The 26,101-nt window shown below is 42.9% G+C and carries 22 protein-coding genes and 1 pseudogene; 5 read left to right on the forward strand and 18 right to left on the reverse strand.

The window, feature by feature from the left end:
• Positions 1-97: 97 nt before the first annotated feature.
• The gene (locus ACLIN2_RS30310) at positions 98-691 is read right to left on the reverse strand and encodes a hypothetical protein (RefSeq protein WP_411504791.1); all 594 of its coding nucleotides are present in this window, start codon (positions 689-691) and stop codon (positions 98-100) included.
• A gap of 544 nt (positions 692-1,235) precedes the next feature.
• On the opposite strand from ACLIN2_RS30310, the gene ACLIN2_RS30315 reads away from it, so the two are divergent.
• Entirely contained in the window at positions 1,236-1,685 is a 450-nt protein-coding gene (locus ACLIN2_RS30315; RefSeq protein WP_411504792.1) for a CBO0543 family protein, read from the forward strand.
• A gap of 337 nt (positions 1,686-2,022) precedes the next feature.
• Here ACLIN2_RS30315 and ACLIN2_RS30320 read toward each other — a convergent pair whose 3' ends face one another.
• Entirely contained in the window at positions 2,023-2,934 is a 912-nt protein-coding gene (locus ACLIN2_RS30320) for a cation diffusion facilitator family transporter (protein WP_411504793.1), read from the reverse strand.
• A 551-nt stretch (positions 2,935-3,485) separates the two neighbouring features.
• A complete protein-coding gene (locus ACLIN2_RS30325; protein WP_411504794.1) occupies positions 3,486-3,860 on the reverse strand; it encodes a four-helix bundle copper-binding protein in 375 nt (124 codons plus the stop codon).
• Positions 3,861-4,307: 447 nt separating this feature from the next.
• On the opposite strand from ACLIN2_RS30325, the gene ACLIN2_RS30330 reads away from it, so the two are divergent.
• Positions 4,308-5,012: a sulfite exporter TauE/SafE family protein gene (locus tag ACLIN2_RS30330; RefSeq protein ID WP_411504795.1), complete on the forward strand. Its 705-nt coding sequence runs from the start codon at positions 4,308-4,310 to the stop codon at positions 5,010-5,012.
• 355 nt (positions 5,013-5,367) lie between these two features.
• Here the strand turns inward: ACLIN2_RS30330 and ACLIN2_RS30335 are convergent, their stop codons facing one another.
• The 8 genes from ACLIN2_RS30335 to ACLIN2_RS30370 form a co-directional block, all read right to left on the reverse strand.
• Positions 5,368-6,006, reverse strand: coding sequence for a cysteine dioxygenase (locus tag ACLIN2_RS30335; RefSeq protein WP_411504796.1), 639 nt, complete (start codon positions 6,004-6,006; stop codon positions 5,368-5,370).
• A gap of 228 nt (positions 6,007-6,234) precedes the next feature.
• Positions 6,235-8,046 (reverse strand): sigma-54 interaction domain-containing protein, encoded by a 1,812-nt coding sequence (locus ACLIN2_RS30340; RefSeq protein WP_411504797.1) that lies wholly within the window; start codon positions 8,044-8,046, stop codon positions 6,235-6,237.
• Between the two features lie 225 nt (positions 8,047-8,271).
• Positions 8,272-8,982 (reverse strand): cytochrome c biogenesis CcdA family protein, encoded by a 711-nt coding sequence (locus tag ACLIN2_RS30345; protein WP_411504798.1) that lies wholly within the window; start codon positions 8,980-8,982, stop codon positions 8,272-8,274.
• 79 nt (positions 8,983-9,061) lie between these two features.
• Positions 9,062-9,352 carry a hypothetical protein gene (locus ACLIN2_RS30350; RefSeq protein WP_411504799.1) on the reverse strand — a complete coding sequence of 97 codons (291 nt, stop codon included), beginning with the start codon at positions 9,350-9,352 and terminating at the stop codon, positions 9,062-9,064.
• 53 nt (positions 9,353-9,405) lie between these two features.
• Positions 9,406-9,930, reverse strand: a complete 525-nt coding sequence (resA, locus tag ACLIN2_RS30355) for a thiol-disulfide oxidoreductase ResA (RefSeq protein ID WP_411504800.1) — start codon at positions 9,928-9,930, stop codon at positions 9,406-9,408.
• A gap of 10 nt (positions 9,931-9,940) precedes the next feature.
• The gene (gene lspA, locus ACLIN2_RS30360) at positions 9,941-10,399 is read right to left on the reverse strand and encodes a signal peptidase II (protein ID WP_411504801.1); all 459 of its coding nucleotides are present in this window, start codon (positions 10,397-10,399) and stop codon (positions 9,941-9,943) included.
• 129 nt (positions 10,400-10,528) lie between these two features.
• Positions 10,529-12,655, reverse strand: a complete 2,127-nt coding sequence (locus ACLIN2_RS30365) for a heavy metal translocating P-type ATPase (protein ID WP_411504802.1) — start codon at positions 12,653-12,655, stop codon at positions 10,529-10,531.
• Entirely contained in the window at positions 12,648-13,013 is a 366-nt protein-coding gene (locus ACLIN2_RS30370) for an ArsR/SmtB family transcription factor (protein ID WP_411504803.1), read from the reverse strand. Before ACLIN2_RS30370 ends, ACLIN2_RS30365 begins: the two co-directional genes overlap by 8 nt.
• Positions 13,014-13,176: 163 nt before the next feature.
• On the opposite strand from ACLIN2_RS30370, the gene ACLIN2_RS30375 reads away from it, so the two are divergent.
• On the forward strand, positions 13,177-15,156 hold the full coding sequence (locus tag ACLIN2_RS30375) for an electron transport protein (RefSeq protein ID WP_411504804.1): 1,980 nt from the start codon (positions 13,177-13,179) through the stop codon (positions 15,154-15,156).
• Between the two features lie 44 nt (positions 15,157-15,200).
• On the opposite strand, the gene ACLIN2_RS30380 is transcribed toward ACLIN2_RS30375, so the two are convergent.
• From ACLIN2_RS30380 to ACLIN2_RS30405, 6 genes and pseudogenes are all read right to left on the reverse strand, one after another.
• On the reverse strand, positions 15,201-15,773 hold the full coding sequence (locus ACLIN2_RS30380) for a TetR/AcrR family transcriptional regulator (protein ID WP_411504805.1): 573 nt from the start codon (positions 15,771-15,773) through the stop codon (positions 15,201-15,203).
• A gap of 33 nt (positions 15,774-15,806) precedes the next feature.
• Positions 15,807-17,168: a cytochrome P450 gene (locus tag ACLIN2_RS30385; protein WP_411504806.1), complete on the reverse strand. Its 1,362-nt coding sequence runs from the start codon at positions 17,166-17,168 to the stop codon at positions 15,807-15,809.
• A 229-nt stretch (positions 17,169-17,397) separates the two neighbouring features.
• Positions 17,398-19,788: a heavy metal translocating P-type ATPase gene (locus tag ACLIN2_RS30390; RefSeq protein WP_411504807.1), complete on the reverse strand. Its 2,391-nt coding sequence runs from the start codon at positions 19,786-19,788 to the stop codon at positions 17,398-17,400.
• Positions 19,781-20,149 carry an ArsR/SmtB family transcription factor gene (locus ACLIN2_RS30395; protein ID WP_411504808.1) on the reverse strand — a complete coding sequence of 123 codons (369 nt, stop codon included), beginning with the start codon at positions 20,147-20,149 and terminating at the stop codon, positions 19,781-19,783. The genes ACLIN2_RS30390 and ACLIN2_RS30395 overlap by 8 nt, the downstream gene beginning before the upstream one ends.
• 79 nt (positions 20,150-20,228) lie before the next feature.
• Positions 20,229-20,378, reverse strand: a pseudogene (locus tag ACLIN2_RS30400) (dihydrolipoyl dehydrogenase); the annotation flags it as partial.
• Between the two features lie 7 nt (positions 20,379-20,385).
• Complete coding sequence (locus ACLIN2_RS30405) at positions 20,386-21,024, reverse strand: cadmium resistance transporter (protein ID WP_411504809.1); 639 nt, start codon at positions 21,022-21,024, stop codon at positions 20,386-20,388.
• A 423-nt stretch (positions 21,025-21,447) separates the two neighbouring features.
• Between ACLIN2_RS30405 and ACLIN2_RS30410 the strand changes: the two genes are divergently transcribed.
• Both ACLIN2_RS30410 and ACLIN2_RS30415 read left to right on the forward strand, forming a co-directional pair.
• Positions 21,448-22,092: a recombinase family protein gene (locus ACLIN2_RS30410; RefSeq protein ID WP_411504810.1), complete on the forward strand. Its 645-nt coding sequence runs from the start codon at positions 21,448-21,450 to the stop codon at positions 22,090-22,092.
• Positions 22,065-25,013: a Tn3 family transposase gene (locus tag ACLIN2_RS30415; protein ID WP_411504811.1), complete on the forward strand. Its 2,949-nt coding sequence runs from the start codon at positions 22,065-22,067 to the stop codon at positions 25,011-25,013. The genes ACLIN2_RS30410 and ACLIN2_RS30415 overlap by 28 nt, the downstream gene beginning before the upstream one ends.
• A gap of 20 nt (positions 25,014-25,033) precedes the next feature.
• Here ACLIN2_RS30415 and ACLIN2_RS30420 read toward each other — a convergent pair whose 3' ends face one another.
• Entirely contained in the window at positions 25,034-25,747 is a 714-nt protein-coding gene (locus ACLIN2_RS30420; RefSeq protein ID WP_411504812.1) for a hypothetical protein, read from the reverse strand.
• Positions 25,748-26,101: the final 354 nt, after the last annotated feature.

Consider the following 26,101-nt stretch of genomic DNA (forward strand, 5'->3'; position numbering starts at 1 on the left):
ATATTTAGCGGCAACTGGTAATTATCATTTACTTAACTACGTTCTTGCCAACAGTGTTGCTACCAACACCGATCGCCTTTTCGTTTCTTCTTCAATATTATTGCGCAACCATACTTTTACTGCAGCTATATCCAGCTAAAGAATGGTTGCTGTAGGAATAATCACCTGGAAAGACTGTTTTCTCCATGATTACCGTCCCATTAGGCAACATCCGATACGGAATCAGATTTATATAAGCATTGTCCCTGAGTCTTGTATTGTTTTGAATGTGTAGAATGTCGCCCTGCGAATCCATGATGGCGAGAGATCCACCCAAATTGTGATCTAAGGTAAAGAGCAAATTTCCATCAGGAAGTACACTATACAAAGCGGCAATATCAATTTGTTTCATCCATTTTACTTTTCCAGTTTCCGCTTCCAAAGCGTATACTTTTGCATTCTCCAACTTTGTAGTACGATTTCTGACAAAGTACATTGTCTTTTCATCGTTTGATAAAGCAAGGAAATTTCTATCCATCAGACTAATTCTTTTGGAGAAGGACAAATCGCTATCTTGCAGATCCACTTCCCATTTTTTTGTCCCATCTGGATTCAATGCAATCATACCTTCGTACGTACCAAAATATATCGTGTGATCTTTCGCTATTAGAGGCTCTCCTTCTGTTGGCATACCGTACTCCGAATCAATCATGTACTCCCAAAGGATCTTTCCGTCCTTTGCCACTGCACGTAACGCTGAAGCTGCCCATTCTTGAATTCCTATCGATTTGTGTTTTTGGTGAACTCGAATGAACGACCATTGCTCGGCTTCTTGTGGGGGTACCGCCAGCAAAACGCGTATTTACAACGTTAAGGAGTTTTGAACACAAAAAAAGCCAGTTTTCACAAGGTAGACTTTCAGGGCTATTGGCATTAAGAAGCAAAAGAAATCCGGATCAATCTGGACTCTACTGTGTATGTGAGTGTACACATACCCCCGATCCACTCTTTTACTCCCGGAAACATTCAAGGTGCATCGTCTCCTTTATATCGGAGAATCCGCCGGTGTACGTAATCGTATGATGAATCACGAGAAACTTCCAGATTGGAAGAAGCAAGTCCGTCCAGGAATAACAAGTACAAGGGTTATGTTCAGACTTAAAAACTTCCGGATATAATTAAACGTCCTTTTGAACATAATAATTTTAACGAAAGAACTATTGGCAAAATAATTGTAGAGGAGTTCCTTAATTTCAATGGTTACGAATATATTGATTGCATTTGTTATTCCGTGGATTTTTGGTTATTGGCTTTATAAAAATGAGCCGATAATTGTACTAACAATTGCACCATTTTCAGCCGTGATCTCGTACGTTATGAATTGTGCTGGATTTTATTTTGGTTTATGGGATATATACCCCTTCGGTCAGGAACAAGACTTCTCAGGCTTACCATTTGATTTGGGGAGTTTCGCAGTGATTGGCTGTTTTTTTGTCAAACTGGCTAGAGAGAGGAAAAGAAATATTGTGTTTTTAATGGTAGGTTTTACAGGCCTTCTCACGGGGATTGAGTTGATATGGCTTGCTCTCGGAAGAATTCACTACCACACTGGTTGGAATATATACTGGACTACACTCTCCTACTTCCTATCAGTGTTAGTCGGTTATCGATATTACCAGTTATTGAAAAAACACGGTGTCTTATAGGTTCCACAGGGTTGAATTGCACTATCTCCCTCTCACAGTTCCGAAAAGATGGTGTGATGCCTCGGTCATAGGTAGATTCATTGCGAATACTTCCATGGGCATGATGGAGTCCCATAATGTTTGTTCTAATGAACTTTAATAGAACATCAGTTTCCCTTCTTTACGATGTTTTGTAAGAGGAAATTAGATGCATTTTGATCCAGTCACTCCATCATGGCTATGGTGATAGCAAAAAATCATTGATGGTCTCCTTAATCATCATTACGTTTTACATTTTAATACTGATCTTCTAAATACCCATCAAAAAGAAGACCTAGATAGTAAGAAAATCATTCGACTACTGCTTCTCCGTGGACTCATTTTCTTCATACCATGGGTTTATATGAACCAGTACCTCATCTACATCTTTGTGATATTCCATTATTCTCTGTTTAATTAGCCGACTAATATCATGACCTTCCTTAACGGTCAGTGCTCCTGAAACACTTGCTCGCACGTCCACAAGAATATAATGTCCGTGTTCTCTAGCTCGTAAACGATCAATTCTCATCACTTCTGGAACTGAGAAAATCAACTCGGTAAATTCCTGTATCTTCGATGAATCAACTGTTTTCTCCATAAGAGTGTCAATTGATTCTCTCCCCATTTTGTATGCCAGTTTTAATACGATCAGAGAAACAACAATGCCTGCAAACGGGTCACCATATGCTAATAAAGGTATATTCTTAAGTTCACCAATATAACCAAGACCAATCCCTATAACCGCTGCTTGAGAGGCATAAACATCAGCAAGGTGGTCATAAGCAGTAGCAATTAACCCTTTACTATTTTGCTCTTTTCCGATTTTTATAGTGTATTTAAACAAAATTTGTTTCCAAATTAATGAAACCAAGGCAGCGATCAGTGCAATTACATTTGCTCCCGGAGCAGGGCTAAACAATGTATGTACAGAGTGATAAGCGATTACAATAGCAGCTACTGCGAGTACGACTGCAACGATGCCCGATGCAATCACTTCAGCTTTGCCGTGACCGTAGGGATGTTTTTCATCAGCTGGTTTTTTGGATATTCTCATGGCACTAAACGCAGCAACAGAGGCAAACACGTCACCAGCATTATGTATTCCATCCGCCAATAAAACCTTACTTCCGTAATACAAGCCAACAAAAAGTTTTATCACCGTTAAAATAATGTTGCTAATTAATCCAGCCCATGCAGCGATTATTGCAGAATTTGTTGGTTTTCCCATATCCACTCTCCATACAACCGTAAGGATTATTTCCCATATGTAATGTTTTCCTTTATAGCGCAAAAATATGTAGAGACTTTAATAAAAGACTTACTCCATTTGATCAACCGAGTAATGTTTGGAACAATAAGAAAATGGCAGTGGCTTTGGGTTAATTGGTGCAATGGAACCTTGTTAATCCTCATATAAAACAACAGCTTTTTTTATGTATAGCCAACTATATGCTGTAATCTTAACTCGAAAAGTGAAAGTCCTTATTTATCAAGGGCTTCCACTTTGTTTATTTGTATTCAATGTAAAAAACTGTTCCCAATAGAGTCAGTAACGGAACAAAATCAAGGATTACAATGCTTTTTCACCTGATTGTTTGGGTTTTATAGCATGTCGAAGTTCTAAGTTCCGATTCCTAAAATAAATTCGGAACATCCTTAAATCCTTGTGATTTCAGCTTTTGTGAGATTATTTCCATATTTTTAGGGGTACAGCCGAGATACGTGTAAAAATGGGTCATGGTCTTATTTCCATACCATGACCCATTCTCTTAATCCTGATTACGCCGCCATTTTCCGGCATTCCTCAGCACATTTCCTGCAAGCCTCGGCGCAGCGTTTGCAGTGTTCGTCGTTAAAGCTCTCGCACTCTGCTGCGCATGCTTCGCAAACTTGGGCGCAGAGTTCACAAAGCGCTTTGGCGTAGCTACTTCCCCTTGCCATGAACTGAATAGACAAGAGGCAAAGCTGGGAGCAATCGAAACAAATTTGAATGCACTTTTGCCGATTTTGTGCGTCTGGTTCGCCTACACATGCGGTAGCACAGTGATGGCATTCGACTGCACACTTAAGGCATGCATCGATACAAGATTGGTGAACAGCGTGCAATTCCCTCATCTCCCTCTTCATACAGATCAGGATTAGTATTCCCGACATTAGGATTTTAATCAGGGCATGTAATCAAATAGTGATTGGCCGGTGTATATACAACCAAGTACCTGGTATTATCCGTCATCTCAATCGATGCCGCCGATGCGACAGGAAATGATGATGCCCGAAGACATGAGACGAATGATGGACCTGATGAGACAGCACATGATTACGACAAATGAAATTAAACAAACGGTAGATATCATTAACGAAAGATGTAGGCGTTTAGAAGAGCAAATGAAGCGTATGGAAGGAACAATGATGTAGGTGTACGGCGCCAACATCCGCATTTTGTACGCAGATCTCTATTTGACAGAAAAATTGCCGGTATCTTTTCGCAAAGGACTATCGGCATTACAATTGAGAATCAGTTAACAATTTAACAATCTGGAAAAATTTTGTTCATGAGGACATATAGTGTAACAAACAAGTGGTTCATGATGGAGGAACTTTATGCACCTTATTCAAGACATGTACATAAATTTTCCCTTTATCGGCGCTTTCCTCCTGGGTATCATTGGTGCATTGGAACCATGCCAATTTTCTAATAATCTAGCGACCTTTATGCTTAATCAAAAAGATATCACAACAAAAAAAATACCAAAATCTGAATTCGCAGCTTTTGCTTTTGGCAAAATAACAGTTTACTGGATATTAGGGTTCCTCATCCTAACGTTTGGACAGGGGTTATCGAGTGAGGCCCATCCCTTGTTTGAATGGCCCCATAAGTTACTCGCACCTTTATTTATAGTTGTAGGTTTATATATGCTTAACATCATCCATCTTCCGGGAAAAAGCCCCAAAATTGTATCAGTGTTAATACCAAAACTAGTTAACCAGCTCCAGGAGACAGGCTTTTACCCATTTGGTTTGGGGGTTGCTGTTGCTCTTGCTTTTTGCCCTACCATGTTCTGGTTGTTCTTTGGTCTGTTAGCTCCGACGATGATCTTAAATCCTGTTGGGATATTGTTGCCGCCAATCTTCGGAATCGGTACAGTTGTACCGCTACTGCTTGTCGTTCTTGTTATATCACTTTTAGGTCAGTATTCGTCTTTTGTGCAACGCGCAAAAAAAGGGGGAGCCCTCATTCAACGAGTTACGGGATTCATCTTCATAATAATTGGATTCAACGAGTTAATTGAATACTGGATTTCGTAGCTATAAATATCTTACCTAGAATCAAGAAACTAAGAACGGAAATCGACGACTTCCCCAAGAAATACAGCCCTGTCATAAGCAATCGAGTGGTTATTCTCCGCGAGTAATAAATTCTTTGCATTTGTAGTCGGAAGTCTCGTCGTTCATGACTTTAGAAAAAGCATGAGTGTATTTATTCAATTTCATCATAAATAATACGCAATGACTTCTAGAGAAAATAAAAAACCTTAGTCTAATTGAATATCGGACTAAGGCTGATGTGACTATACAGGTTAAGCTTTTTTCGCAACAGTCAATTTATTACCCAAGCTCTCTTTGATTGACTCCCTGCCTTGTAATGAAAGGGACGGCCAAGCTAAACCTCAGTGTAATCCACGAAGTGATCACGGGTGACATAGATACCCTCTTCCTTCAGGGGCTCGAACACTCTAAATTTGCGTAACTGCTTTCCATAAACATGGATAGTGATAGCGATTTGATCCCCCACTGCCTCAAGGATGTGGCAGTCAGCCGGGGGTAAGAGCTGACCCGTGCACTGTGCATTAACGATCACTGTACCGGTTTTTACGAGTCTCACGACATCTCCAGAGATCACATCAGCCTGAATAAAGTTGGTCACTTTGATTCGGCCAACCAGTACCCCTTCCGCTCCCCATGTGCCGTCGTGATCATGCAGAGGTGTACATTGACCGGGCTGCCAGACCAGTGCCATCACCTCGAATCTATTCTTTGGGTCGACAAAAAGCGTATGACGAGCGTAGATTTCGGCTTTAGGATTCTGTTTCTCTGGTGGAAGCCACGATATCCCGCGGACCAGCTTACCTACAAGTCGTTCAGCTTCGGTAACCAGCTTGTCATCTTCATTGTACTGCTCTACCGCCATGGTCATATCCCTTACAAAGTCATCGAGAACATAGTCGTCCGCCTGATCTGTGACAATGGACAACTGTTCTTCCGAATTAAAATGGACTGGATTTTCCCTATTGTATGCCAAGTTACATACCCTCCCTGACAGAATATGAAACTTGTATTAAGCAAGAAATACGCCAAACAAATCGCATACTTTTTTCAAATGGGTACCCTCCGGTAAAGCTGGGTTTCTCTAGGGAAGAAGCCAGCAGAAGCTGTAATTTCTTGCCGTCAATAAGTAAGGAGTCAGGAAGAGATCCAGGGTATGAATCACTCATTCCAACAGATTTGAATCTCAAATTGAGAGGCCCTCTCAATCTGAAACAACAGTACCGGGGGATGAGTTAACGCCCGGAAACAAACCGTATTCGTTCAGGCGACGGTAAGCCGTGGATCGGCTAATTCCAAGTTCAAGCGCGATTCGGATAATGGCCTTCTCACCAGTTCCGTACAACTTAATCCCCCGTTGAATCTCCCTCCGCTCGATGTCTTTCAGAGGGATTAAGCCAGATACTTTGTCGGGAGTCCTGTGTGAAGGAACAGCATCGAAGACTCTGTTTGGCAGAGAGCTTACCCCAATCAGGGGATCTGAGGACATAGTAATAGCGTATTCGACTACGTTCTCCAATTCGCGAACGTTGCCCGGCCAGTGATATTGCACCAACACCTGTTCCGTCTCCGGGTCGAACGAGACCGTCTGTTTGTCCATCAATCCAGCCTTTTTCAAACGAAAGTAATCCGCGAGCAACAGGATGTCTTCAGGTCGTTCACGAAGAGGCGGAATTTCAATCGGAATCACATTAAGCCGAAAGTACAAGTCTTCACGGAATTCCTTTCGTTCTATAAGCTTCTCCAGATTATGGTGGGTCGCTGCAATGATACGCACCTCTAATCTGGTACTCTTTGTGTCTCCAACACGGGTTACCTCCGACTCCTGGATTACGCGCAGCAATTTAGCTTGCAGACGTAACGACATGTCTCCAATCTCATCCAAGAAGATAGTCCCGCGGTTCGCCAGCTCAAACTTGCCCGGTTTCCCGCCCTTGTGGGCACCAGTAAACGCCCCGGCTGCGTAGCCGAACAACTCGCTTTCCAACAACTCCTCAGGAATGGCGGCGCAGTTAATGGCTATAAACGGTCCTTCCCGCCTCGGACTTCCATCGTGGATCGCCCGTGCAAACAACTCTTTACCTGTACCGCTTTCTCCTCGGATTAAGACCGTTGATTGGCTCACTGCGACACGCTTAGCTCGTTCGACCGTACGAGCCATGGCCGAACTCCGATAAATGATCCGGTCAAAACCGTAAAAGTGCTGTTCTCCGTTGATGTGATTGACCAGTTCATACACCTCTTGGATGTCGCGTAAGCTGGCTACGACACCCTTCACGGAACCTTTCACCCGAATTGGTTGAATATTGCCCAATACGGTAACAGAGCCCTGAGTAGTGGCAACGGTGAACTCACGATTGGTTAATCCCTTCCCATTGTCCAGCACTTCCCGGACGTGAGAGTCAAGGCCAGGTAAATCTGTGATGACAGATGGTAACTTACCAGCTGTCAGCCGGAGAAGCTGTCGCGCGGGTCCATTAAGGTAAGTTACGGAACCTTGCTCGTCTGCCGCCACCAATCCTTCCGTTACCGAATCGGTAACAGCCTGCAGGTAACCCTGGGTATGCAATAGAGCCCCGATGGTTTTCTCCTCTTTCATCTTGCTGGCAATCAGTTCGGAAATCTTGGAGAGAAAGCCTACATAACCATCCAAACCGTACATCAGTCGCTCCCTCTGATTATCCGTAAAGGCAATGAGACCAAGAACTCCAATCGGCTTCTCCCCGAGAATCGGGCTTGCAATATGCGCTGTCTCGTTACAGGAGAAACGAGCTCCGCATCCCTGACAGAACTCATCAACACGTGGATCGGCCAACCGCACAGGCGATCCAGACCTTAACGCATGTCCGAAGGCAGAGTCAGGGTGTACACTCTCCCCAATGCGATGCCAGTATGGGCCAGTCCCTGCGATTCGGACCATCTCATCATTAACTAGTGTGGCCTCCAATTTCAACACATCCGAAACGGCTTCAAGAATTTGCTGAAAGTCTGGCAAGTAACGATTTGTATGATCCATTTAGATTACTCCCTACCAAATAGCGGATCATCTTAACCCGCTGCTACTTATGTTACGTTTACTGTTCCTATACTGATTCGGTTAACAGAAGCATTCTCGACAGATTATGATTAAATACCCCTTGATAAGGATGACGGGCCATTTTCCCAGAAGGTTTCAACGAAATGACTATAACCACACGTACAGTAAAGAAAGCAATTTAAGGTAGGATTACATAGTTCCCTCCTAGAACCCTGTAAACCCCCCGTACAAACGAATAAGAAACACGGTGATATCCGTCATTTTATCCGTGTATAGTAGAACACCAAATAAAACCATCATGGTTCCCCCTATCTTCATAAGCCGATCTGAGTATTTTACAATGGCTTTTACTTTGCTTATGAAGAACGTCATAAGGAAAAACGGGATGGCAAATCCAAGTGTATACGCAAGCGTATAGTATAGAGCGTTTTCTGGATTTGTTACCCCAAGGACAATGATTGCGGATAAAATAGGCCCAACACAAGGGGTCCAACCTGCGGCATAGGTTATTCCTATAACCACTGATCCAAGATAACCCAACGGCCGGTTTTTTAACTCGATCTTCCAACTTTTCATCAAGATTTCCGTTTTGAATAGGCCAACCATTATGAGTCCCAACAAGACTAAAACAATTCCGCCAACTTGCCTTAGTAAATCTTGATAAGCCGAAAACAGGCTACCGAGTAACGAAGTGGATAACCCAAGCGCAAGAAATATAATAGAGAATCCTATGATAAAAAACAGGGTATGGAACATGGCCTGACGTCGGAATACCATCTGCCCTTTTTTTACCTCTTCGGCTGTAATTCCTGTGATGTACGATAAGAAAGATGGATATAGGGGTAGACAGCAGGGTGAAATAAAAGACAGCAAGCCCGCCCCGAACGCAAGTAGTAACGTTATATTTGATTCCACTTCAAACCCTCCAGTATGTACAATCCTCTATCATTCGGAACTAAAGTTTAATTTGATACCTAGTCGTTAACATGAAATTTTACTCCTTCTTTACCTTAAGGTTTTTAACAATTGTGACTATCAATTTAATAACAGGCAATAAGACTAGAAAAGCAAAGAAAAACGCAAGGATAGCTGGGGAAATTTCCTGTCGTCCGGCAAGTATAACTTGGTCCTTTTTGGTTTCAGTGGGAATGGTTTCTCTCTTAACTGTTCCGCTTATCATTGGTTTACTTTGAGCAGATGAGGGATCAGCTTGTAAAGACATTGGCGAAATTAGTTGTAAGAGGGAGACGATGAAAATACATACTATATGAATAAACCTATCCACGATTTTCCCCCTCGTACACCATTTTTGTATGATTACAATATACCTGTCCTGTTTTATGGTAAAATCTTTTGTATTTTGTTATACATAATCGTCTCGGTCATTTCTCCGATATACGTATCACGGATGATCCCATCTTTATCAATAAAAAAAGTGTGTGGAATCGGGCTAATTCTATATAATTGCGTTACGATTCGTTCACTGTCCAACCAGATCGGAAACGTTACCCCAACGGATTGCACAAATGGTTCAACTACGATTGGAGATTCTCCGATATTAATTCCAACGATAACCAACCCCTTATCCTTAAATCGCTGATATTGTCTCTCTAATGCAGGCATCTCCGTTTTACATGGTACACACCAAGATCCCCAAAAATTTAGAACAACTGCTTTCCCCCGATAATCGGAGAGCTTTTTAAATGTGCTATCGTCAAATTGTTTTAGGCTAAAATTTGGCGCAGCTTTTCCAACTTCCGGCCCCTTTTCTTTAAAAACACTAGAGTATACTGCGAATGCAAGCGCAAGTAATAATAAAGCCAAAATTCCGGAACGAACAAATAAACGTACACTTCCCGACATCTTGTTCCTCCTAATTAATTCCTCTTGTATTTCGATTCAACTTGTCTTCTTTCCAGCTAGCCAGAGCGAGAACAATTCCCCCGATAACAATGGCTGTATCTGCGGTGTTAAAAATGGGGTAGTTGATAATACGGAAATCAAAAAAGTCCACAACTTCTCCGTATAAGACCCGGTCAACTACATTCCCAAGCGCCCCTCCAAGAAACAGCCCTAGTCCGAGCTTCTGGATTCGATTTGTGATCTTTTTTGCATAGAAGGATCCTACTAAGACCACTACCACGGCAATGGTTATAAGGAGCCATCTTTGCCCAGCCAATATCCCCCAAGCAGCTCCGGGATTCCGATGGGATGTCAGATGAAATACATCCTGAATAAGCGGAATGCTTTCCCCAAGTTCCATAAAAGTTTTCACAATAAATTTTGCTATTTGATCAACACTAACAGCTACTATCATCCAAAAATAGACCATATGACACCTCATTGTTTTTTTACTCCTACCACTGATTCTGCAGGTGAAGGAAATCTTTCAGAAAACTTCACTAAACTGGAATATACCAGGGAAATATGGCAACCTGCCCTCCTCCCTGGTATAGGTTGTCTATTCCTTTACACGTAACAACCGAAGTCCATTCAAGGTAACAAGTAACGTTGCCCCTAAGTCTGCGAAGATCGCCATCCATAAGGTTAACCAACCGGGAACAATGAATGCCAGCGCGAGGGCTTTTATACCCAGGGCGAACACAATGTTCTGTTTTATGATCCGCAACGTGCTGCGGCTAAGTTTAATCGTAAACGGCAGTTTCGTCAGATCATCTGCCATTAAGGCAATATCTGCCGTTTCCAATGCGGTATCTGTTCCCGCCCCCCCCATCGCAATACCTACGTTGGACGTTGCAAGGGCAGGGGCATCGTTTACACCATCCCCGACCATCGCTACTTTTCCGTGCTCTTTCAACTGCTTGATGGCTTCCAACTTATGCTGCGGCATGAGCTCCGCTTTTACTTCGTGGATGTCTACCTGTTTGCCGATTGCTTCCCCTGTTGCACGGTTGTCGCCTGTAAGCATAACCGTCTTCTCGATACCCAAATCACGTAGTTTGCGAATGACTGCTTTGCTGCTTTCCCGCACTTCATCAGCAACGGCGATTAGCGCCTGAACTTCCTGTTCCGTACCCAGGATCATAACCGTTTTGCCTTGGTGTTGAAGGGTTTGGATCTTGTCCCGTAATCCCTGTTCGATTCCGCCGGGCAGAAGTTCTTCAAACAGGCGGGGACTGCCAATGTAATACAATTGTCCATTAACCGTTGCTTTTGCACCTTTACCAGTAATGGATTGGAAGTCGTCTGCCTTCCATGCCTCGAAATCAACTTTATGGTTATCTGCTTTGCGGACGATCGCAGAAGCAAGAGGATGTTGCGACCATTTTTCGATGGCACCGGATATTGCCAGCAGGTCTTTATCTTCCGGACCTTGAACACGCAAGAAGTCGGTTACTTCCGGCACGCCTTTCGTTAACGTACCCGTTTTATCAAAAGCAATCACTTTCAGTCCGCCGGCTTCTTCGAGGTGTACACCACCCTTAATCAGTACGCCGTTTTTTGCCGCATTCCCGATAGCCGTTACAATGGATACCGGAGTTGAGATCACCAGAGCGCAAGGACAACCGACTACAAGAAGAGCTAATCCGCGATAAATCCAGTCTCCCCACGCCCCGCCAAATAAAAGTGGAGGGACTAGCGCAATACCCAAGGCCAGAATCATAATTCCTGGAGTGTAATATTGGGCGAAGCGATCGACGAACGCTTGGGATGGAGCGCGCTCTGCTTGTGCCTCCTCGACCAAGTGGATAATTTTTGCGATCGTGGTATCTTCTACTCGTTTCGTGATTTCTACTTCCAGTACTCCCTCTTCATTAAGGGTACCGGCAAATACTTCTTCCCCAACTGTTTTTTCAACAGGAACAGATTCGCCGGTAATGGCTGCCTGATTGACGGCCGATCTTCCTTTGATTACGGTACCGTCCATGGCAATTTTCTGTCCCGGTTTGACAATCATGATATCCCCTACTTGGATATCGTCCACGGGTACCTGGATTTCCTGAGTACCTCGACGAATGGTTGCCTCCTTGGGGGCCACATCCATCAAGGAACGGATGGATTGTCGGGCTTTTTCCATCGAGAAGGTTTCGAGTGCTTCACTGACGGCAAACAAGAGTACAACGGTAGCACCTTCACCCCACTCGCCGATTGCCGCTGCGCCAATAATCGCCACAGTCATCAGGGTGTTCATATTGAAATTAAAGCGGACAAGCCCTTTTAATCCTTTTATAAATAACTCATAACCACCAATGAGGACGGATGCCGCATAGAGAAGAACCGACGGAAGACTTCCCTCACCATACTGCTCCCCGAGGAACCAACCTACCACCAAAAGGACTGCGGAGATTGCGGTGAGAATCGTTGATTTCTTTTTCCAGAACGGTTCTTTTTCAATTGCCCGCTGTTGTTTTTCGGGATATACCTTCAGTCCTTCAAAGGAACCTGCTTTTTCCAGTTCTTCGATTGATGTTTCACCATAAACGGTGACCTTGGATGCACCAAAGTTCACTTGCGCGTCTTGAACCTGTGGCAACTGTTTGACGTTCTTTTCAAATATCGACGCGCAGTTGGTGCAAGTAAATCCCTGCACGCGATAAATACTTTTTTTGGCTGCACTATCAGCCATGGTTTTTTCCCTCCTTGTAATGCACCATAGTCAGGTGGATCATCTGTTTTACATGATCATCGTCCAAAGAATAAAAAATCAATTTCCCCTCTTTTCGGTGCCTGGCCAATCCGCTGTTTTTTAACAGCCGCAAATGATGCGAAGTATTGGCAACGGTAGACCCGATAATATTAGCAACGTCACACACACAAAGCTCTTCTTCCTGGCATAAGGCATAAGCGATTTTCATTCTTGTTTCGTCTGCCAATGCCTTAAATATCCTCGCCATCCCTCGTACATCGTTTGTAGCAAGCAACTCTTTTCCGTGGGCAACTTTTTGCTCATCATAGCAGTAAATGTCGCAAGCTTCTTGTGTCATACAACCACCACACATTCCAATCCTCATTTGAGTGTTATTGTAAAACGATGTGAATCAAACAGTCAAGCCAATATTTGAACAAATTGAGTGAATCAATTCAAGTGAAAAATACAAATAATATTCATGGGTTAGTATCTGCATCTACAAAAGGAGATTATGACCGTTGAAAACTGGTAAATGGTTGCTTATCTTGGGGATTGGCATCGTAGTCATCGGGGCTGTGAGTTTGTTGAACAGATCGTTTGAATACGGCTATGTTCCCCCACAGAGTAAAATCCTGACGATTGGAACAGATAAGGTACAAACGCTGTCAACCAAACAGCAGCAGTTTGATGTGTGGGGACGATCTGTGTCACGGGAAGAAGCTGAGGACTTGAAGAAAACATCCGAAGGCCGCAAACTCCTCTCGTCGGATAACGGTGCAATTGAAGTGACCAACGAACTCCTTACTTTGGGACGGGAAGCGTTTTACAAAGAAACGTTTGGTAACGAAGTGTTTCTAACAGACATTCTCGGAATTGTAAATGGTCCGCTCACTCTCTCCAATTTTGCGAAAGCAATTATGGAACTAAAGGGGGAGGGTACCACTAACCTTCGTGTGGAGTTGGCACAGACCGTTACGGTCGGCGGAAAAAACTTTAAGAAAGGAGAAAAGATCGACACCGGGCTCGATGTTCCAAAAGGAGCGTATGCTCCACTAGGTATGCCCGTGAGCTATGCAGAAGGACGACCCAAAGTGGGTATCAGTTGCGCTGCCTGCCATGCAACTGTGGATCGGAAAACGAAAATGGTTGTCGAGGGGGTGCCAAATACGGATTTAAACGCAGGCTTGCTTTTGGCATTAGCAACGAATTCCACAGCGTATTTTACACATGCCCAAATTGACGATCTAAAGAAATATTTGAACAATTTGGATGGGACTGTAAAAGATTCGAAGGGAAAAGAATCTCCTTTACCTAATCCGAAGGTACTAGAAGATGCGGTTGATTCAACCTTCCTGAAATGGGCTCCTGGCAATTTTGATTCAACTATCGATCTCAAAAGTAACCCAAGTCAGATTCCAGATTCGTTTACATCGGGGGATCACCCGTATGGATGGAGCGGTTTTGCAGCTGCAGGCCCATTTAAGGGGTTAAGCGTGTTCAGCAACAATGTTCATGCCCAAAATTCAGATTCCCTCTCACAGTCAGAAATTAGCGGTCCCCTGTTCGGCATCGACAAAGAAGTGTATTTGGGAACGATTTTACGAAACGCAGCCAATCCAAAGTACCGTTTTACTCCCGAACGCGGGATGAAACCATCTCAGTTTTTTGCTGCTGTCGACCCGACACCCGGTGTTCCCGGTGTTAACGAGATGGTAAAACCACCTACGTTTCCAAACGTTTCAGTAATGGCTCCAGATGGGTTGTATCTTAGTTCACCAGGGTATCGTGTGGCGGAACAGGTTAACGGCATGGCTGCATGGCAAAACACGCTTGTACCACCTCAACGACTAGAAAAAGCCCCATCGAAGGAAACGGTTGAAATGGGCACAAACGTATTTCAGCGGGCAGGGTGTATAACGTGTCACGCGGGAAGTGCCTACACGAATCATCGAGTGATCTCAGCAAATGTCATCAGAACGGATCCGTCTCGTGCGAAAGCGTTAAAGAAAACGGAAAAAATATTTGTTGACCCAGTCTTTTATCCACCGAACACGCCCGTGCCCGTACCGCCCGGCTCGCGTACCATTCAAGTTCCTACCCAACATCTAGACAAGGAACAGATTGAGATGGGATTCGCGCACGGCAAATCCCCGGGTGGATACAAAGTCCCCAGTTTGATCGGCCTTTACTGGTCAGCCCCTTATTTGCACGATGGCGGAGTCGCTGTGGGACCGGATGTAAACCGTGACGTGGGAATGGCCGGAACGCTACTGAAAGGTGTCGAACCCGCCCCGGCTAACAGCCTACGGGCGCTGGTGGATAAGGAATTGAGAAAGAATGTAATCACTGCCAATCAAGCTTCGAAAGACCTTCAATTTACACATACAAAAGGTATTGGGCACGAATTCTGGGTTGATGCTTCAACCGGATTTACCCGTGAAGAACAGGACGCGCTAATCCAATATCTGCTTTCTTTGGACAGCAGGTCTACCCCATAACTGACAATACAAAAAAAGACCGTCTCACAAACGGTCTTTTTTGTCTATCTTGTTCTCAGCGCTTTTTTCACGAAATGTGTGACATCTACTATATAGTCTTCAACCGAAATATCGCGACGATAAATATAACAATCTTCTACCGCTTGTTCCACCATCGACACGATAAGTCTTGCTGCCAAGCTCGGGTTTAGTAACGAATCCACTGCTCCCACGCTTTGCCACTGAGAAAGCACGTGTTCAATCAAGTTATATAATGGTTCAAATAACTTTTCCCACTCTAATGGGTCTTCTACTACTCCTCCACCGTTGTTTAGGATCGCATAAACATCACGATACTCCCCCATTTGATAGCAGGCGGCTGAAATCCCCTTTGAAACCACATCCTCAAAGGTCTGAAGCCCCTCCGTTTCCCTCCGGACAGCGACCAAAACACTTTCCAGCATTTCTTGTGCGAGAGCAATGATCATGGAGTTTTTGGAGGGAAAGTACAAATAAAAGGTTCCCTGGGCCACGCCTGCTCGTTTTACAATTTCAGAAACTTTAGTGGCCTCCAGTCCCTTCTCAGCCAAAACTTCTCGTGCAGCTATCAGTATTTCTTTGCGACGATCATGTTTCATTATGTGTAAGCCCAAACTCCTTTAACATTGACATTACCTCATACGCAGCATCATTTGAATCCCATCTTTCGGTCGTAACGTAATGGAGGGCTCTAGAATCACGGGGTGATCCTTAACCTGTTCCAATTGGAAGCTTTGTGCAATGGTTGTAACAAGCAATACAGCTTCCATCATGGCGAACTGGTTGCCAATACATACCCGAGGTCCTCCGCCGAACGGAAAATATGCGTATTTGGGAAGATGCTTTTCTTCATTATCATCCCACCGCTCTGGCTTAAATGTCAACGGATCCTCAAAATATTGAGGATCATGATGCATAACCCACTGGCTCATGCCTATTTCAGATCCAGCAGGAATGTGGAACCCACCTATCTCACAATCTTGATTAGCCTCCCGGGAGATCCACCAAACAGGTGGTCGAAGCCTCATAACTTCTTTTATCACCTGCTCAACGTATTTTAATCGAGGCAGATCATCAAAAGTGGGTAACCTCCCTTCAAGAACTTGTTTAATTTCCGAAATTACTTTTTGTTCGACGTAAGGATGCTGTGCAAGGAAGTGCCATGTCCAAGACAATGTATTGGCAGTTGTTTCATGGCCTGCCAAAAACAGTGACATGACTTCATCCCGAAGTTGTTTGTCTGTCATGCGTGTACCGTCATCCTCATCATGTGCTTCTATCAACATCGAGAGCAGATCTCCTCGATCCCCGGGAATCGTTCTTCTTTCCCTGATAATGTTATAGATGATCGAGTCAAGCTTTTTAACAGCTGAATGCAGGCGGGTATCACCGGGGGTAGGCAATTTCCCAAGACCCAGCAGACTTAGAATTCGTTTGAACACACTGGTCATCTGGACGTTATATTCCTGCATAAGCGTTTCGATCGAATGACTGATGCTTTCTGACCCTTCACGAAGGTCAACATGAAACAAGGTTTTAGAAACGATTTCCATGGTAAGACGCATCATGTCTTCATGACTATTACGGACCTCATTATTTTTCCAACTGGATATCATTCGTCTGGTAAATTCAACCATAATGTCAGCGTAACCAGCAATTCGCTTGTGGTGAAACGCGGGTTGTGATAGCCGACGCTGTCTCATCCAGAACTCGCCCTCACTGGTAATTAACCCGTTTCCGAGGACAAGACGCATGACTGGATCCCGGTGATATCCTTTCGAGAATATTCGGTTTGTATTCGCTAACACATACTCAATGTGACTGGGGGTGTTGATCAAATAGGTATCCCGATCTTTCTCAATCCTGAGTTTTACAACATCACCATATTCTTTGGCACACATCGATACAAATCCAAGCGGATCACGTCCAAATTCTGCTAAGTTTCCTACTAATGGTGTAGCCTTGGGACCCGGGGGAACAGGATAACTACTCATAATTACCACTCTCCTTGAAATTTATGACTGACTGTCAGTCATAAATTTATTTTATTGGCCATCGTTTGTCAAGAATAATATGGAAATTAAAAAAGAGCGCATGCAAAAACAAAAGCTAGGAGTTCATGACCCCTAGCTGCATTAACGTTCATGATGAAATTTACGAAGTGTTTTCAGTGGATCTTGATCGTAAACATCGTGAGAAAAGGTGCTGTTTACGATTTTCCTCTTACTCTTTCACTCGCATTAATCGTAATCCATTTAACGCTACCAGAAGAGTTGCCCCCATATCCGAAAGGATGGCAATCCAAAGCGTTAACCAACCCGGGATGACTAACAGCAACGCAATGAATTTAATGGCTAGTGCAAAGGTAATGTTTTGCTTAATTATATTCAAAGCTTTTCGACTTAATTTTATAGCGAATGGAAGTTTTCTTAAATCGTCTCCCATCAATGCAACGTCTGCCGTTTCCAGTGCTGTATCTGTACCGGCTCCTCCCATTGCGATCCCAACCGTAGAAGCCGCTAATGCAGGGGCATCATTAACACCGTCTCCAACCATGCCTACGTTGCCGTATTCGGATCTCAACTGTTTAATAAAGTCTAATTTGTCCTGTGGCAACAGTTCTGCCTGAACATCCGATACTCCAACTTGTTCGCCGATGGCATTTGCGGTACCTAAGTTATCGCCGGTAAGCATAATGGTTTTTTTGACTCCAAGTTGATGTAACTTTTGAATGATTTCCTTACTGGATTCCCGGACCTCATCGGCTACCGCAATAACCGCGAGTATCCATTTTTCAGTTCCAACAACCATAGCTGTTTTACCTTGGTTTTGAAGTAACTTAACCAGTTGCTCTTGTTCATTATTGAAATCAACCGTTGGTAATTCTTTAAAGAGCTTTGGATTTCCAATATAATACGTTGTTCCGTTTACAATTCCCTTAATTCCTTTACCTGTGATAGATGAAAAATCATCTACCATTACATCAGAATACGATATTTTTTCCTGTTCCGCTTTCTTCATGATGGCTGATGCAAGGGGATGTTGGGAACGATATTCCAATGCAGTGATGATAGACAACAATTCTTTTTCATTCACTGTATCTTCCAACAGCTTGAAATCAGTTACAACTGGTACGCCTTTTGTTAAGGTACCCGTTTTATCAAACGCGATGGCTTTTAAGGCACCCATTTCTTCTAGGTAAATACCGCCTTTCACAAGAACGCCATTTTTTGCTGCATTTCCGATTGCTGACACAATGGAAATCGGAGTGGAAATAACCAGTGCACAAGGACAACCGACAACAAGAACAGATAAACCTTGATAAACCCACGTTGCCCAACTTCCATCAAAGAACAGTGGGGGAATAACAGCAACTAATCCTGCAATGACCATAATGATCGGTGTGTAATATTTTGCAAACTTATCGACAAAGGCTTGTGATGGAGCTCGTTCTCCCTGTGCTTCCTCTACAAGGTGAATAATCTTTGCTATAGTGGTGTCATCTACCAGCTTCGTTACTTTGACTTCAAGCAAGCCTTCCTCATTTAAAGTTCCTGCAAAAACCTCATCATCAATTGTTTTGCCAACTGGAACTGACTCACCTGTAATCGCTGCCTGATTAACGGCAGAGTAACCACTAACAACTACACCGTCCATGGCAATCTTTTGACCGGGTTTTACAATCATGATATCGCCAACGGCAATGTCATCCACATGGATCATCATTTCTTGCCCATTCCGTCTAACCAGGGCTTCTTTTGGGGCAATATCCATTAATGAACGAATGGATTGTCTTGCTCTATCCATAGAGAATCGTTCTAATGCTTCACTGATCGCAAAGAGAATGACAACAATCGCACCTTCTGCCCATTCCCCAATGATCGCAGCACCTATAATAGCCACTGTCATGAGGGTCTTCATGTCGAATTCAAATCGTATTAAATTCTGGAAACCAACTTTAAAGAGTGAGAATCCTCCAATCACAATGGAGGCTGCAAATAACAAGGAAGTGATGAGGTTTTCTTCCCCATTTATATTCTGGGAAAGATAACCGAAAACCAGTAATAATGTTGCATGTAGTAAAGTGCTGTGCTTTTTATAAAACGGATCTTTTACTTCTTTTTTGACCTCTTGTTTCGCTTCCCGTACTGGTTTTTCCGGGGTCACTTTCAGATTTTCAAAAGCCCCCGCTTTCTCAAGTTCTTCAATTGTTGCATGACCATATACGGCAATTTTAGAAGCGCCAAAATTGACTTTTGCGTCTCGAACTCCCGGAAGTTGCTTAACATTATTCTCAAACTTCCCTGCACAATTCGCGCATGTAAATCCCTCAACGTTGAATACGTTTTTGTCTTCTTTTACTTCCTGTTTAGCTACCCGTACAGGTTTATCGGGGATGACTTTAAGATTCTCAAAAGCACCCGCTTTCTCAAGTTCTTCAATCGTCGCATCACCGTAAACGGAAATTTTAGAAGCGCCAAAATTCACTTTTGCATCTTGAACTCCCGGAAGTTGCTTAACATTGTTCTCAAATTTGCCTGCACAATTGGCGCATGTAAATCCTTCAACGCGATAAACGTTTTTGCTCTCCAATGGTTCTGCTACTTTACTCAACTCCGACAACCTCCTTTTGATGTTCTATGGCTAAACTGATCATTTGTTTGAGTTGCTCATCTTCCAATGAATAAAAAACAAGTTTACCTTCCTTGCGATACCTGGCAATCCCCATGTTCCGCAGCAGCCGTAAATGATGGGAAGCAGTAGCCATGGTGGAACCAATTATATTAGCCACATCGCAAACGCATAATTCGTCCTCATCACACAGTGCATAGGCAACCTTGAGACGTGTATGGTCTGCTAGCACCTTGAATATTTGTGCCATATCATGAATATCATTTTTACTTAGTCGTTCCCTGACACGATTGACCTTTGCCTCGTCATAACAAAAGATATCGCATGTATCTCCGCGTTCCATTTTGAAAACACCTCACTCTAATATTCATTTGATTATTATATTATTCCTGATTTACTTGATTGTCAAAGACAAAATACAATTAAATATGAATGGGATGGCCAAGGGCAACTTCAGCAGCTTCAGCGGATAACTCCCCAAGCGTAGGATGAGCATGAATTGTTAGCGCAATATCTTCCATTGTCGTTCCCATTTCGATCGCTAAAGCAATTTCGGGAATCAAATCAGATGCTAACGCGTTACCTAAACAGCCTCATTAGATATTCAAATGAATCACCATGCAGCATGATCGAAATACCTAACGCGATGAAAACCAGCGGAACAATAACATTACCGTATTTCTCCAGAACTCTTAAGATGGCTGGGAAGTTTGCCAGACGATAAGCTAGGAAACACCATACTGCGACCATCAAAAGGAAAACCATCGCGATATATAAAAGTGACGCGTTCCCCTGGGCCGTGAAATATGGGATATAAATCCCTAAGTTATCACCTCCGTTGGCAAAGGTAATCGCAGCGACCTTTCCGGTCAATGGCCCAAAAAAACGGTTGTTCGAAGCACGGTTTTTTAGATCCCCTAATTTCTCAAGTGCTTCTTGCGCCTCATCTTCTTCCTCCTTTTTAAGGAACATTCGTATACCGAGAAAAATGGGTATCAAACCTAGAAAACCAGACCACTCAGGCGGCAAAAATGTAAAGCCGAAAGCGCCTAGCAAGCTCAGAATAACCAATAGACCGAATCCCAGGTATTGGCCTAGAACAACTTGTGTGTGACGCGCTTTCTCGATCTGCGCAAAAAAGATCATGAGCACAAAGATATCGTCAATATTTGTGACAATGAAAGTCGCAATAGCCGTAAGAATCAATGTGATCGACATTATGATTTACTCCATCCCTTTGTGTATTTGTTTATGCATTTATTACTTATTCTTATAGACAAATAAACATTTGAATAAATAATTGATTTAGTTGATTTTTTATAATAACCACCTCACTCTGTTGAACAGGATAATGTTTCAAAGATAAAAACATCAATCAAACTGTAGTTTGATTATTATCATAAAGCAGACTCTGAAAATAATCAAACACTTATTTGAATATGCAATAAGAAGGTTATTTCTGGAAATTGTGAACCGTCTATTTGGATGTTCCCTTTTGTGACTACTGTCAAAAAGCATACTTTATGAAACGTTAGAATACAGGTAGTATTCTATATGTCATAAAGTATGTTTTTTTATTTCGCAACATTTCAACTAACTGATATACTTTTTGACATGGATAATAGAAAGGAGTTGACCTTTTTGAAACTAGGGTACGCTCGCGTTTCTGCCAAGGATCAAAATCCAGAACGGCAGATTAAAAAAATGCGTGAACTTGGTATTGAAGAGCGTTACATTTTCGTTGACAAGCAAAGTGGTAAGGATTTTAATCGTCCACAGTATCAAGCGATGCGTTTAATTATCCGCGAAGGGGATTTGCTATATCTTGATGCACTAGACCGATTAGGTCGAGATTATGATGGGATCATTCGAGAATGGAAGTATATTACAAGAGAGCTAAATGCAGATATTGTTGTACTAGAAAATGAGACTTTATTTGATAGTAGGAAATTTCGAAGTATGGGCGATCTAGGAAAGCTAATGGAAGATCAATTTTTAAGTTTGCTTTCTTATGTGGCCGAGCAAGAACGTAAAAAAAATAAGCAACGGCAGGCCGAGGGAATAGAGGTGGCAAAAAATAACGGAGTGAGATTCGGACGACGTAAGTACGAGATAACACCGGAGTTTATTCAGGTGTATGATGAATGGAGATCTGGATTGATTACCGCAACGGAAGGAATGAAGCGTCTTGAATTAAAGCCAAATACTTTTTACCGACGTGTAAAGGAATATGAAAATCAACGAAAGGTGCGAGTAGCTTGCGCGGAAAAGAGCTCCTTACAATAGACCAGCGATTAGAATGGATGAGCCCTCCCAATGGTGAATGGGAACTTGCTACTTACTACACTTTCTCACAACATGATTTGGATATAATTAATCGCCACCGGCGAGACTACAACCGGTTAGGTTTTGCTGTCCAATTAGCATTACTCCGTTACCCAGGATGGAGCATAACTGATATAAAAGAGGTACCTGACTTCTTGCTTGAATACTTGGCTAAACAACTAGATATTGAGCCAGGAGTTTTTTCCTTATATGCCCGAAGGGAGAATACACTATGGGATCATCTGAAAGAAATACGTGACGAATATGGCTTTACTACGTTTACAACGAACAATTATCGTAGGCTGTTGAAGTTTTTATTTCAGCAGGCACTAGAAAACGGGAATGCTGTCCATTTAATTCGTGTGGCATTAGACGAGCTTCGTCGTTCAAAAATAATTCTACCAGCTATTACGACGATTGAGAGGGTCGTATGGGAAGCTCGGCATCGTGCCGAAGAACGGATTTATCGGCAAATCCATGAAGCTCTAACCTCATCGCAAAAACAGAAACTAGACAAGCTTATCGAACCTGTGATTGGTACCGGAAAAACAACTCTTGGTTGGCTTAAAGAGACAACAGGACAATTCTCCCCTGAAGCCTTTTTAAAGGTTATCGAACGTTTGGAATACATACGAAGTTTGCAGCTAAATATCGATACGAAAGCGATCCACCCCAATCGTTTAAGGCAGCTCTCGCGTTTGGGTGCGCGATACGAGCCGCAATCCTTTCGGCGCTTCCATGAAGCAAAGCGATATACAGTAATGGTGGCTTACCTTTTGGATCTTAGTCAAGATTTGGTTGACCAGGCATTTGAAATCCACGATAAGCAAATTTTAACCTTGCAATCAAAAGGCCGGAAGCAACAAGAGGAACTCCAGAGACAAAACGGTAAAGCCGTAAATGAAAAAGTAATCCATTATGCTGACTTAGGAGCTGCTCTTATCAATGCACGGGATGAGGGCATTGATCCTTTTGTTATGCTTGAAACGGTCATGCCGTGGGAAAAATTCGTTGAATCTGTAGAAGAAGCCAAGAAACTATCGCGACCACTTGATTATGACTATTTGGATCTTTTAGAAAGTCGCTTTAATTATCTTCGTAAATATACTCCGACCCTTTTAAGCGCATTGGAGTTCCGTTCAACGAAGTCAGCTGAACCGTTGATGAGAGCACTCGATACTATTCGAGAGATGAACGATACTGGTAAACGAAAAGTACCCGAAGATGCTCCTTTAGATTTCGTATCGAACCGATGGCAAAAGCATGTGTTTGATGAGGATGGGACTATTAACCGGCATTACTATGAGATGGCAGCTCTTACGGAATTACGAAACTATGTGAGATCCGGAGATGTTTCCATTGTCGGAAGTAGACAGCATAAAGACTTCGACGAGTATCTTGTATCAAAAAACGAATGGAAATCCACTCAGTCAACCGGTACCAAATTAGCCGTGAGTCTCAATGTAGAAGACTACTTAGAGGAAAGAACTACGTCTCTCCTCCGTCGATTACAGTGGATTGGTGACAACATCGATGCGCTTGAAGGAGTAAACGTTGAAAAAGGTAGACTACATGTTAATCGGCTTGAAAAAGATGTTCCAGAAGAGGCGAAACAATATAGCGCTGCTCTTTATGCCATGTTGCCACGGGTAAAGCTGACAGACCTACTTTTAGAAGTAGCAAGTTGGACTGGGTTTGACGAGCAATTCATTCATGCTTCAACCAATCGTCAACCTAAATCCGAAGAAAAATCGATTGTTCTGGCATCGCTCATGGCTATGGGTACCAATATCGGCTTAACAAAAATGGCTGATGCAACGCCCGGTATCTCATATCATCAAATGGCCAATGCTGCTCAGTGGAGAATGTACGATGATGCAATGAACAGAGCACAAGCAACACTTGTGAATTTTCATCATCGCCGTTCTTTAGCGTCCTATTGGGGTGATGGAAGCACATCTTCATCAGATGGAATGCGTGTGCAAGTAGGCGTTTCATCTCTCAGTGCCGATCCTAACCCACATTACGGATCAGGCAGAGGGGCTACTATTTATCGATTCGTCAGTGATCAATTTTCATCGTTCTATACGAAAGTTATCAATACAAACGCTCGTGATGCTGTACATGTCATTGACGGTCTATTGCACCATGAATCGGACTTATCAATTGAGGAACATTATACGGATACAGCCGGTTATACAGATCAGGTCTTTGGATTAACTCATTTGCTTGGTTTTCGATTTGCCCCACGTCTTCGCGATTTGTCTGACGCAAAACTTTATGCGATCGGAAAACCCAGTGAATTCCCGAAACTGGAGAATCTTCTCCGCGGTCAAATTGATATGAAGGTCATTCGTGAAAACTATGATGATGTTTTACGTCTGGCTCATTCTATTCGGGAAGGTAAAGTGTCTGGCGCACTTATTATGGGTAAGCTTGGTTCCTATGCTCGCCAGAACAAGGTCGCCAAAGCACTTCGAGAGATGGGGCGAATTGAAAAGACGATTTTTATCATGGACTACATCTCAAGCGAATCGATGCGCCGCCGTATCCAACGCGGATTAAATAAAGGAGAAGCAATGAATGCCCTGGCACGAGCCATTTTCTTTGGAAAACACGGAGAGCTGAGAGAGCGTGCTTTGCAAGATCAGTTGCAGCGTGCGAGCGCTTTAAACATTCTAATCAATGCAATTAGCGTCTGGAATACGGTTTATCTAGGAAAAGCTACGGATATACTTCGGAGTAAAGGAATTTTACGAGAGGACTTATTAAAACATATGTCTCCATTGGGATGGGAGCATATCAACTTTCTTGGTGAGTATCGCTTTGATCCTAAAGGAGTTACCACCTTAGAATCATTACGTCCGCTGAACCAAGGATAGCATAAAAGCCGGTTACACCCTTAGCGTGGTGAAAACCGGCTATTTTTGTACTCATAATTCCTTAGCGTTGTAAATCTGCGTTTTGCTGGCGGTACCCCTTGTGAAGAAATGTTCTCATCTATGGTTTCTTCGAGTTTGTTTTCAGCTTCCCTACTACCATTCGAATCGGTTGTATATAGCTTGTTATCAAGATCAAGGAAATAAATATGACTGTTTATATCCGGTAATATGGTGGGAGCAATGTTTGAATCAGCTTCCTTTTTCCAATTAATTTTGCCATTTTGGTCGATTGAATAAATATCCGGTTTTCTAACTACCGTCATTTCTGTTCCTGTTGGAGTATTTTTTTGTGTGATTTTACTATAAGTCGTAAAGTATAACGTGCCGTCATTCGCAACAAAAATTTTGCCGTCTACTGGGGAATCAATGGTTAGGGACCAATTCTTTTTTCCCTCAGGAGAAATGGAATATACTTTACCCTGTGCACTTGGTTCCCACTCGTTTGTTTTTCTCCCGCTTGTGCCAAAATAAAACCTACCGTCAGATGCAACAGCAATTGACTTTTGTAAAACAGCATGATCCGGATCATCTAAAATAAGCTCCCATGATGCATTTCCCGAGTAACAAGGGCTCATTTTTTGCACCGGCACTTTTGAACCTGGTTGTGCTGCTTGAACGGGTATAGTTCCTATCAGGATTGTTATACCTAGCATCATAAGAAGTACCTTTTTCAAATAACATTCTCCTCATTGTGTAAGTAATATTGCGGTATAAAGGTTCATTCTGTTTAACCGAACTTCCTCTGCACTCCCTGCTTGATATAAGTACCCTAATTTTTTCCTATTAAAACTTCAATTTTCTAAATTACTCAACATTAAATACGTTCAAATTGACGCAACACTGTAGCAGAGCCACTATCTGTTTTATCTAATGAAGCATACTCACGGTAAAAATGAAGAGTAGTGGGTTCTCTTTAAAATGGTCATCTGAAAGATAATGAACAAGGAGTACAACCTGCTTCATTCAGAATAGGTTGTACCCCAAACTTTTAGCCCCCTGAAGCGCGTATGAACCGATCGTAACTTACT

The organism is Brevibacillus centrosporus, assembly GCF_046622605.1.
Taxonomy (GTDB): Bacteria; Bacillota; Bacilli; order Brevibacillales; family Brevibacillaceae; genus Brevibacillus; species Brevibacillus centrosporus.